Origin of the sequence: Pseudomonas wayambapalatensis, assembly GCF_049942315.1 — a bacterium.
Taxonomy (GTDB): Bacteria; Pseudomonadota; Gammaproteobacteria; order Pseudomonadales; family Pseudomonadaceae; genus Aquipseudomonas; species Aquipseudomonas wayambapalatensis.
The window spans coordinates 1-10,719 of sequence record NZ_JBNFMU010000139.1 but is presented as its reverse complement, the minus strand read 5'-3'; the positions used below and the strand labels follow the sequence as shown (position 1 = coordinate 10,719).

9 protein-coding genes and 2 tRNA genes are annotated in these 10,719 nt (G+C 62.3%); 2 read left to right on the top strand and 9 right to left on the bottom strand.

Annotated features, from left to right (window positions below; translation table 11 throughout):
* Positions 1–99 precede the first annotated feature (99 nt).
* Positions 100–744, bottom strand: coding sequence for a 3-isopropylmalate dehydratase small subunit (gene leuD / locus ACPZMI_RS08715; RefSeq protein ID WP_426352046.1), 645 nt, complete (start codon positions 742–744; stop codon positions 100–102).
* Positions 741–2,174 carry a 3-isopropylmalate dehydratase large subunit gene (leuC, locus tag ACPZMI_RS08710; protein ID WP_426352045.1) on the bottom strand — a complete coding sequence of 478 codons (1,434 nt, stop codon included), beginning with the start codon at positions 2,172–2,174 and terminating at the stop codon, positions 741–743. The genes leuD and leuC overlap by 4 nt, the downstream gene beginning before the upstream one ends.
* A 131-nt stretch (positions 2,175–2,305) precedes the next feature.
* On the opposite strand from leuC, the gene ACPZMI_RS08705 reads away from it, so the two are divergent.
* Positions 2,306–3,184 carry a LysR family transcriptional regulator gene (locus ACPZMI_RS08705; RefSeq protein WP_186666785.1) on the top strand — a complete coding sequence of 293 codons (879 nt, stop codon included), beginning with the start codon at positions 2,306–2,308 and terminating at the stop codon, positions 3,182–3,184.
* Positions 3,185–3,245: 61 nt separating this feature from the next.
* Positions 3,246–6,542 carry a PAS domain S-box protein gene (locus ACPZMI_RS08700; protein WP_426352044.1) on the top strand — a complete coding sequence of 1,099 codons (3,297 nt, stop codon included), beginning with the start codon at positions 3,246–3,248 and terminating at the stop codon, positions 6,540–6,542.
* A gap of 83 nt (positions 6,543–6,625) precedes the next feature.
* Here ACPZMI_RS08700 and ACPZMI_RS08695 read toward each other — a convergent pair whose 3' ends face one another.
* The 7 genes from ACPZMI_RS08695 to ACPZMI_RS08665 form a co-directional block, all read right to left on the bottom strand.
* Positions 6,626–7,069 (bottom strand): Hsp20 family protein, encoded by a 444-nt coding sequence (locus tag ACPZMI_RS08695; RefSeq protein WP_054893093.1) that lies wholly within the window; start codon positions 7,067–7,069, stop codon positions 6,626–6,628.
* A gap of 141 nt (positions 7,070–7,210) precedes the next feature.
* Complete coding sequence (locus ACPZMI_RS08690; RefSeq protein ID WP_426352043.1) at positions 7,211–8,191, bottom strand: tRNA dihydrouridine synthase; 981 nt, start codon at positions 8,189–8,191, stop codon at positions 7,211–7,213.
* Between the two features lie 51 nt (positions 8,192–8,242).
* Entirely contained in the window at positions 8,243–8,677 is a 435-nt protein-coding gene (locus tag ACPZMI_RS08685; protein WP_186666789.1) for an acyl-CoA thioesterase, read from the bottom strand.
* A 43-nt stretch (positions 8,678–8,720) separates the two neighbouring features.
* Complete coding sequence (locus ACPZMI_RS08680; protein ID WP_411384077.1) at positions 8,721–9,554, bottom strand: alpha/beta fold hydrolase; 834 nt, start codon at positions 9,552–9,554, stop codon at positions 8,721–8,723.
* A 25-nt stretch (positions 9,555–9,579) separates the two neighbouring features.
* Positions 9,580–10,119, bottom strand: a complete 540-nt coding sequence (locus ACPZMI_RS08675; RefSeq protein WP_186666791.1) for a TetR/AcrR family transcriptional regulator — start codon at positions 10,117–10,119, stop codon at positions 9,580–9,582.
* Positions 10,120–10,285: 166 nt separating this feature from the next.
* Positions 10,286–10,361, bottom strand: a tRNA-Glu gene (locus tag ACPZMI_RS08670).
* Positions 10,362–10,403: 42 nt separating this feature from the next.
* Positions 10,404–10,479, bottom strand: a tRNA-Ala gene (locus tag ACPZMI_RS08665).
* Between the last annotated feature and the right edge of the window lie 240 nt (positions 10,480–10,719).

Below are 10,719 nucleotides of genomic sequence, written 5' to 3'. Positions count from 1 at the left end.
GGCAAGCCCGCTCCCACTAATACAGCATTGCCTCAGGCCTTGTGATATCTGTAGGAGCGGGCTTGCCCGCGAAGAGGCCGGTACTGTCACCTACCTGCTTCAGGCATCCCGGAACAGCCAGGGCTGCGCGGCGCGGTGCTTGCCTTCGAAGGCCTTGATCGCGTCGCTGTCCTGCAAGGTCAGACCGATGTCGTCCAGGCCGTTGAGCAGGCAGTGCTTGCGGAACGCATCGATCTCGAAGTGCAGCACCTTGCCATCTGGACGGGTGACAGCCTGCGCCTGCAAGTCGATGGTCAGCTGGTAGCCCGGGTTGGCTTCGACCTGCTTGAACAACTCATCCACTTCCTCATCGCTGAGGATGATCGGCAGCAGGCCGTTCTTGAAGCTGTTGTTGAAGAAGATGTCGGCAAAGCTCGGCGCAATGATGCTGCGGAAACCGTACTCGTCCAGCGCCCAAGGTGCGTGCTCGCGGCTGGAGCCGCAACCGAAGTTCTCCCGCGCCAGCAACACGCTGGCACCCTGGTAGCGTTGGTGGTTGAGCACGAACTCCTTGTTCACCGGGCGCTTGGTGTTGTCCTGGTAGGGCTGGCCCACGTCCAGGTAGCGCCACTCGTCGAACAGGTTGGGCCCGAAGCCGGTACGCTTGATCGACTTGAGAAACTGCTTGGGGATGATCTGGTCGGTGTCGACGTTGGCACGATCCAACGGCGCGACGAGGCCGGTGTGCTGGGTAAAGGCTTTCATGCTGCGCTCCCTTGGATCAACTCGCGGACATCGATGAAGTGGCCAGTTACCGCAGCGGCGGCGGCCATGGCCGGGCTGACCAGGTGGGTACGACCACCGGCACCCTGACGGCCTTCGAAGTTGCGATTGGACGTCGAGGCACAATGCTCGCCGCTTTCCAGGCGGTCCGGGTTCATCGCCAGGCACATGGAGCAACCTGGTTCACGCCACTCGAAGCCCGCCTCGAGGAAGATCTTGTCCAAGCCCTCACGCTCGGCCTGGGCCTTGACCAGACCCGAGCCCGGCACGACGATGGCCTGCTTGACGGTAGCGGCAACCTTGCGGCCCTTGGCGATGTCCGCCGCAGCGCGCAGGTCTTCGATCCGCGAGTTGGTGCAGGAGCCGATGAACACGCGGTCCAGCTGGATATCAGTGATCGCCTGGTTGGCAGTGAGGCCCATGTACTTGAGCGCGCGCTCGATCGAACCACGCTTGATCAGATCGGCCTCGGCGGCCGGATCCGGCACGCGCTGGTCGACGGCGAGCACCATTTCCGGGGAAGTGCCCCAGCTGACCTGCGGCTTGATCTGTCCAGCGTCGAGTTCGACCACGGTGTCGAACACGGCATCATCGTCGGAGACCAGGTCTTTCCAGGCTTCGACGGCACGTTTCCAGTCCTCGCCCTTGGGCGCATACGGACGGCCTTCGACATAGGCAACGGTGGTCGCATCGGTAGCCACCAGCCCGACACGGGCCCCGGCTTCGATGGACATGTTGCAGATGGTCATGCGGCCTTCCATCGACAGCTCGCGGATGGCGCTGCCGGCGAACTCCATGGCGTGGCCATTGCCACCGGCAGTACCGATCTTGCCGATGACGGCAAGCACGATATCCTTCGCGGTGACGCCGACCGGCAACTGGCCTTCGACGCGTACCAGCATGTTCTTCATCTTCTTGGCAACCAGGCACTGGGTGGCGAGCACGTGCTCGACCTCGGAGGTGCCGATGCCATGGGCCAAGGCCCCGAAGGCGCCGTGGGTCGAGGTGTGCGAGTCACCGCAGACTACGGTCATGCCCGGCAAGGTGGCGCCCTGCTCCGGGCTGATGACGTGGACGATGCCCTGGCGCTCGTCGTTCATCTTGAATTCGACGATGCCGTATTCGTCACAGTTCTCGTCCAGGGTCTGCACCTGCAGGCGCGACACTTGGTCGACGATGGCCTCGATACCGCCCTTGCGCTCTGGCGTGGTCGGCACGTTGTGGTCGGGCGTGGCGATGTTGGCGTCGATGCGCCATGGCTTGCGATTGGCCAGGCGCAGGCCTTCGAAAGCTTGCGGCGAAGTCACTTCATGGATGATGTGACGATCGATATAGATCAAGGACGAGCCATCGTCGCGCCGTTTGACTTCGTGCGCATCCCAGAGTTTGTCGTAGAGCGTTTTGCCAGCCATCAGACTGTTCCTCATCAGCGTCTTTCTATGCCAATAACCCCTTGGCTTGTACGGACGATGCTATGGGGTTAGATTGAATAACTCAAATTCATAATTTTTATACTTTGGATAACCAATAGGAATTCTAGCGCATGGATCTCGCCAACCTCAGCGCCTTCATCGCCATCGCCGAAACCGGAAGTTTTTCCGGCGCCGGTGAGCGCCTCCACCTGACCCAGCCTGCCGTCAGCAAACGCATCGCCGGCCTGGAGCAGCAACTGGATGTACGCCTGTTCGATCGCCTGGGCCGTGAGGTCACCTTGACCGAAGCCGGCCGAGCTCTGCTGCCTCGCGCCTATCAGATCCTCAATGTACTGGATGATACGCGCCGCGCCCTGACCAATTTGACAGGAGAAGTTACCGGGCGCCTGACCCTGGCCACCAGCCATCATATCGGCCTGCACCGCCTGCCCCCGCTGCTGAGGGCTTTCACCCGACAGTACCCTTCCGTGGCACTGGATATTCAGTTCCTAGATTCAGAAACGGCCTACGACGAAGTTCTCCATGGCCGCGCGGAAATCGCAGTGATCACCCTGGCCCCCGAGCCCCATCACCTGGTCCGGGCCGTTCCAGTGTGGGATGACGCCCTGGATTTCGTAGCGGCCCCGGAGCACGCCCTGGCCCTTGATGGAGATGTCAGCTTGGCCGATATCGCCCGCCACCCCGCAGTGTTCCCCGGCGGCAACACCTTTACCCATCACATCGTGCAGCGCTTGTTCGAGAGTCAGGGCCTGACGCCGAACATCGCCATGAGCACCAACTACCTGGAGACCATCAAGATGATGGTTTCCATCGGCCTCGCGTGGAGCGTGCTGCCACGTACTATGCTCGATGAACAGGTTGCACCCATCGCCTTGCCCGGCATACAGCTGTCGCGCCAGCTAGGCTACATTTTGCATACGGAACGAACGCTGTCGAATGCGGCAAAGGCGTTCATGGCATTGCTCGACAGCCACTCAGGGTCCGCCTGACCGTCCATCAGCCAGGCATTTCACTTACAAGGACGCTTCATCCGCCAAAGGTCTGGTACCGATGCCCAAATCAGCAAACCGCTTTCCGCGCCTGCCGCGCATTCCTGCGGTCGACCCCCAGGAGTCCGAGCAGGCCTGGCAGAATGCTCCGCAATTGCTGGCGGCGCTGAATGGCGCACGCCTGGGCGCCTGGCTGTGGGATATCGAAACCGGCCGGGTGAGTTGGTCGCGAGGCACGCAGGCGTTGTTCGGTTTCGACCCCTTGCGCCCGCTACCCGCGGACATCGACTACCTGGACCTGTTGCCGGAGGAAGATCGCACCCGCACCCGCCAGTTGTTCCACGCCGTGGTCAATGGCGAGCCCGTGGAGCAGGCCATGCGTCATCGCATCCGCTGGCCGGACGGCAGCCTGCACTGGCTGGAAATCAATGGCAGCCTCACCCAAGATCGCCATGGCCGTCCGCAGATGATCGGGGTGATCCGCGAGATCACTCGCCAGCGTGATCGCGAAACCGCATTGAGCAACTCGGAAAAGCGTTTTGCCACCCTCTTCCACCTCAGCCCCAATGCTATCCTGCTGACCCGCCGCAACGATGGCATGATCTTCGAGGTCAACCAGCACTTCGAGGACATGTTCGGCTGGCCCGGCGCCCAGGTCGTCGGCAAGACCAGCGTGGAACTCGGCCTCTGGGTTCACCCCGAGCAGCGACAGCAGGTACTGGAGGCCACCCGCAGCAGTGGTAGCCCGGTGATCATGGAAGTCCAGTTCCGCGCCACCAGCGGCAACATCCACGATGGCATCCTCTGCACCCAGGGTATCGAGCTCGAAGGCATCACCTACCTGATCAGCACCTTTGTCGACACCACCGAGCGCAAGCGGGCCGAACAGGCACTCAAGGACAGCCAGGAGCGCCTGGACCTGGCCCTGGACTCGGCGCAGTTGGGTACCTGGGACTGGCACATTCCCAGCGGCATGCTCTATGGCTCCGCGCGCGCCGCGCAACTGCACGGCCTTGACCCGGTGCCCTTCCATGAGTCCTTCGACGCCTTCTTCGAAGGCGTGCCCGAGGAAGAACGCAGCGTCATGCGTCAAGCCTACCGTAGCCTGCGCGAAGGGCCGGCCGGCAACTACCAGATCACCTATCGCGTCCAGCTGGAGAACGGCGCATCGCGCTATATCGAAAGCCGTGCGCGGCTTTATCGCGACGAAGATGGCAACCCACTGCGCATGGCCGGCACCTTGCTGGACATCACCGACCAGGTCGAGCGCGAGCAACGCCTGAGCGCCTCGGAAGAGAAGTTCGCCAGCCTGTTCCAGGTCAGCCCCGACCCGATCTGCGTCACTCACCAGGATACGGGCCAGTTCATCGAGATCAATCCAGCCTTCACCCAGACCTTCGGCTGGGAGGCCGAACAGGTCATCGGGCGCAGCGCCGAGCAGATCGGCCTGTGGGCCGAGTCGTCCGAGCGCGCCCAGCGTATCGAACGGGTGATCCGCGAGCAGGCCTTGAGCAATGTCGCGGTCGTGGTCAACCACCGCAATGGCTCACCGCTCACCTGCGTGATCTCCAGCCGTCTGATCACGGTAGACAGCCAACCCTGCAGCGTCACCACGCTACGTGACATCACCCAGCAACAGCGCGCCGAAGCGGCACTCAAGGCCAGCGAGGAGAAGTTCGCCAAAGCCTTCCACTCGAGCCCCGACGCCATCACCATCACTGAACGGCACAGTGGCCGCTATGTCGAGGTCAACGACGGCTTCTGCCGCCTGACCGGATACAGCAGCAGCGAGGTGGTGGGCCGCACCGTTTTCGAACTGGGCATCTGGGCCGACGACAAGCAACGAGCGGCCTTGCTTGCCGAACTCGGGGAGCGTGGCCGGGTACACCACCGGGAAATGCTCGGGCGCAACAAGCGCGGAGACATCCTGACCGTCGAGGTGTCCGTCGAGCCGATCAGCCTCAATGAAACCGACTGCCTGCTGCTGACCGCCCGCGATGTCAGCCAGTTGAAGAACGCACAGGCGCAGATCCGTCACCTGGCCTACCACGATCCGCTGACCAACCTGCCCAACCGTGCCCTGCTGATGGACCGGCTCAGCCAGCAGATCGCCCTGCTCAAGCGTCACAACTTGCGCGGCGCCCTGCTGTTCCTCGACCTGGACCACTTCAAGCACATCAACGACTCCCTGGGCCACCCCGTCGGCGACACGGTATTGAAGATCATCACTGCCCGCCTCGAAGCCAGCGTACGCCTGGAAGACACCGTGGCACGCCTGGGCGGCGACGAATTCGTGGTCCTGCTCAGCGGTCTCGAGGGAAGTCGCGAGCACGTCGAGGGCAAGGTTCGCGAGTTGGCCGACACCCTGCGCGAACTGCTGGCCGAACCCATGTCGCTGGACGGCCAGCGCCTGCAGGTGACACCGAGCATCGGCGTGGCACTGATTCCCGACCATGGCATCACCCCGGCCGATCTGCTCAAGCGAGCAGACATCGCCCTTTACCGCGCCAAGGATTCCGGACGCAATACCACCCAGCTGTTCCACACCACCATGCAAAAGGCGGCCAGCGAGCGCCTGCGCATGGAAAACGACCTGCGTCTGGCGCTGGCGCGCGGCGAACTGGCCCTGCACTTCCAGCCCCAGGTGGACGCCCGCGACAACCGCATCGTCGGCGCCGAAGTGCTCTTGCGCTGGCACCATCCGCAACTTGGCCAGCAAGCGCCCTCCCAGTTCATCCAGGTGCTCGAGGAAAGCGGCCTGATACTCGAAGTGGGTAGCTGGATCCTTGACGAAGCCTGCGACGCCTGCGCGCGCATGCTCGAGGACGGGCTGATCAGTGCCGACGATTTCAGTCTCTGCGTGAATATCAGCCCCCGGCAATTCCGCCAGAATGATTTCGTCGAACGAGTGCTACGCAGCCTCGACGACTATCGCTTGCCCAGGCGCATGCTCAAACTGGAGATCACCGAGGGCATTGTCATCCAGAACCTGGAAGACACCATCAACAAGATGCGTGAGCTCAAACGCTACGGGGTGAGCTTCGCCATGGATGATTTCGGCACGGGCTATTCGTCGCTGACCTACCTGAAGCGCCTGCCGGTGGATGCCCTGAAGATCGACCAGACCTTCGTGCGTGACGCGCCCAACGACCCCAATGATGCCGAGATCGTTCGAGCCATCGTGGCCATGGCGCGAAGCCTGGAGCTGGCGGTGATAGCAGAAGGTGTCGAACTGACGGAGCAACTGGAATTTCTCGAGCGACAGGGCTGTTACCTGTACCAGGGCTACCTGCACAGCCGACCGCTGCCCTTGCCGGAGTTTCGCCAGATCTTGCAGGAAACCCCGGCAGACTATTAATAGCGCCCTGCCTCTACGGGAGGGGTGTGCCCCATAAATGCGAAAGGGCACCCTAGGGTGCCCTTCCATTCACTTCACTGCATTCAATTCAGTGCAGCCTTTTCACCATTGATCGGAATACGCTTGGCCTTGGCTTCTTCCGGCACGATGCGCAGCAGGTCGATGCTGAGCAGGCCGTTAGCCAGACCGGCAGCTTTTACTTCAATGTGATCCGCCAGGCGGAACGACAGCTTGAAAGCACGCTGGGCGATACCCTGATGCAGATAGGTGACTTCGGCAGCGCCATTTTCGCGCTTGCCACCGGTAACGGTCAGGACGCCTTTTTCGACCTGAAGGTCGAGATCCTGCTCCTGGAAGCCGGCTGCAGCAACCACGATGCGATAGTGGTCATCGCCATGCTTTTCGACGTTGTAGGGCGGGTAGCTGCTACCGGCCTCATTACGTGCCGCGGATTCGAACAGGTCATTGAAACGATCGAAACCTACGGAATGGCGGAACAGTGGTGCGAGGGAGAAAGCAGTAGTCATGGTCATAAACTCCTGAGATTCAGCAAGTAAGTCACTACGCGACCCGACTTCGGCATCGCGTACTCAAGAGATAAGGTCAGGCAACGGACTTTCAAGGGCTCTCATGAAAAAATCTTCCCACCCGCACGATGCAGCTGCACATCAGGCGACGCACTCGGTGAAAGAGGCCGTTTTCACTGGCTCGACACCCAACAGTCGGCTGATGCGGGCGCAGTCATCCTCGCGCCGCAACTCGGCGAACAACAGCACCGCCTCCGGGTAGCTGCGGGTCAACATCGCCAACCACTGCTTCATCCGCCCGGGCGCATAGCGCGGCGACAGTTTGGCCTGCGCCTGGCGCCAGAACTCGCGCAGCAGCGGTAGCAGGTCGCCCCACACCATCGGCTGGTAGTCCCGCCCCTCGCGCGCCGCGGCGATCTGCAAGCCCAGATCCGGCCTCGACACCAGCCCGCGCCCGAGCATGATGTTTTCGGCGCCGCTGACTTCGCGGCAGCGTCGCCAATCATCGACGGTCCAGATCTCGCCATTGGCAAAGACCGGCACCTTGACCACATCCTGCACCCGCGCCACCCACTCCCAGTGAGCCGGCGGCTTGTAACCCTCTACCTTGGTTCGCGCATGCACCACCAGGTGCTGCGCCCCACCTTCGGCCAGCGCGATGCCACACTCCAGCGCACCATCCGGACTGTCGAAGCCCAGACGCATCTTCGCCGTCACCGGGATCTGCGCCGGCACCGCCCGTCGAACCTCACGAACGATGGCATGCAGCAGCTCGGGCTCCTTGAGCAGCACAGCGCCCCCGCGAGACTTGTTCACGGTCTTGGCCGGGCAGCCGAAGTTAAGGTCGATTACCGGTGCCCCGAGTTCACAGGCCAGGGCAGCGTTGTCCGCCAGGCACAGCGGATCGGAGCCCAGCAACTGCACACGCATCGGCGTGCCGGCAGCCGTGCGCGCACCGTTGCGCAACTCGGGTGCCAACTTGTCGAACGACGAAGGTGGCAGCAAGCGATCACAGACACGGATGAACTCGGTGACACACCAGTCGATACCACCGACGCGGGTCAGCACGTCGCGCAGGATGTTGTCGACCAGCCCCTCCATGGGGGCCAGGGCAATTTGCATTTCAGGGTCTCGACGAGAAAAGGCGGCAGTCTAGCAAAAAATGCCCGTCGATCAGGCGCCGATCAGCGCCGGACCATAGCCTTCGAGGAACTCGGCCGGCATGCGTCTGGGCTTGCCGCTGGACAGCTCGATACAGGCAAAGGTGGTTTGCGCGCGCAACAGGGTGACCCCGTCACTCGGGCGCTTGAGCTGGAAACGACGGGTCATGCGCAGGCGCTGATCCCAGTCGATGATCCAGGTGGCCAATTGCAGCTCGTCGTCTTCGTACGCCGCTGCCAGGTAATCGATCTCATGGCGGACCACGGCCATTGCCCGATCCAGACGACGATACTCGGCAAGGTCCAGCCCCAGGCGTTGTGAATGACGCCAGGCGCAGCGCTCCAGCCAGGTGACGTAGACCGCGTTGTTGGCGTGACCGAGGCCGTCGATATCCTCGGTGCCGACGCGAAGGTCGATGATGAATGGCGCTGCCAGATCCCAGCTCATGCCCGCTCCTGTAGTCAGTGAACGGGCAGAGTGTAACGGATGCTCAGGCGCTTTGCCGTGCCGGTTGGGTCGTACGTGCCAGCAACTCGAGCACAGCCTGGGTCAGACGCGGATCAGCCAGCACCCGTTGATGCCCACCCTCCTCCAGCAGCAACAGGCGACTGTCGAACCAGGCCTTGTGAATGACCTGAGCCTCACTGGCCGCAACCAGCGCATCGTCAGCCGCATGAACGACCAGCCCAGGCAACTCGAGCTGGTAGCCACTGACATCCAGCCGATCGATCTGCACGCCTACGTCGCGCTCGACCTGGCGAATGAAGGCTGCACGCGCCCGCCCAGGCATCCCCAGGCGCCGGGCAAAACCGCGCAACACCCCGAGCAATTGGGCAGGTGCAGCAATGCTCACCGCCGACTCGGCACGCAATCCCCACTGCAACGCCAACATGACGCTGGCGCCGCCCATCGAATGACCGATCACCGCCCGTAAAGGCGGCAGCTCCGCCGCGGCCTCAAGCAGTGCCCGGGCGAACAGCACCACATGCGCCTGCTGCCCCGGCGAACGGCCATGGGCCGGCCCCTCGAGGGACACGACCGTATGCCCTGCCTGCACCAGGGCTTCGATCAGCGCGGCGAACTGAGTGGGCCGCCCCTCCCAGCCGTGCATCAGGAGCACCGTCGGCCCCTTGCCCCAGCGCAACGCCGAAAGACCGAAGCGCAGGGTGATCCGCTCGGCAGATGCCAATAACGGCAGTTCCCATTGCCGCGCAGGCAGGTTACGCGGCGTCATGAAGGCGCGACGCATGCGCCCGGCGACATGCTCGGGGGCCAGATGGCCAAGGGTGCCGTTGATGCTGCGAATCCAGCTCAGGGTAGTCATCGCCTTGCTCCAGAGTTGAGGTTGCTCAGATAACCGCCGACTTGGCGGCGCGCAGAATACGGTCGGAAAGCTCGGAAGCGCCCAAGGCTCGGGCCAGGGCCAGGCCGCCAACCATCAAGGCGAGGTCGGCGAATGCCTTGTCGATATCCTCGGGACGATCGACCATCTGCGCCGTCATCAGCTCGAGGTGTTCAGCCAGCTTCTCGCGAAAGGCTTCGGGCAAACGCTGCATCTCACCCAGCGAATTAGGCAAGGGACAGGCGTGCTCATGGGCATCACGGTGCTTGCGCGACAGATAGAAAGCCGCTGCCAGCGCACGACGCTCGGCGCCAGACAGGCTGGGGTCGACTTGCGAGAGCAAGGCCCGTCGCTCACCGAGCAACTGGTCGAATGCCGCCAGCATCAACTCATCCTTGCTGTCGAAATGGGCGTAGAAACCTCCGACAGTGAGGCCTGCCGCAGCCATTACCTGGCCTACGCTGGGGTCGGCTGGCCCCTGCTGGATCAGGGCGCTACAGGCAGCATCGAGAATACGCTCGCGGGTCCTGGTCTTTTTATCGTTCATGGGCACCCCCAAATATGATGATCGAAATATTACGCATGTAATATTTTATGGCAAGCGAAATCGCGTACCGCTGATCGGGCACTTGGAAGATGAAGGAGGTAGAAAAACAAAAGGCCCATTCAATAATCGAATGAGCCTTTGAAGTCCCGTAAAACACGGGTAAAAGTGGCGTCCCCTAGGGGACTCGAACCCCTGTTACCGCCGTGAAAGGGCGGTGTCCTAGGCCACTAGACGAAGGGGACGTAACCTTCGTGCCGATCCGTTTTCACGAACCGCGGCAAAAATGGTGGAGCTAAGCGGGATCGAACCGCTGACCTCCTGCATGCCATGCAGGCGCTCTCCCAGCTGAGCTATAGCCCCACAATGTCGCTTTGAACCGAATCACCGGCTGGGTGCCTGATGCTTCATTTTCGTTCATCGCTGTGGACGGGGCGCATATTAAGATCGGATTGCAGCACTGTCAAACGAATTCGTGAAAATATTCAAAATTTTTTTCACAGATAACAATCACTTACCGCCCTGCCCTGCTCCTGGGGAATGCCGGGTGGGGGGGGGGGGGGGGGGGGGGGGGGGGGGGGGGGGGAGGGGGGGGGGGGGGGG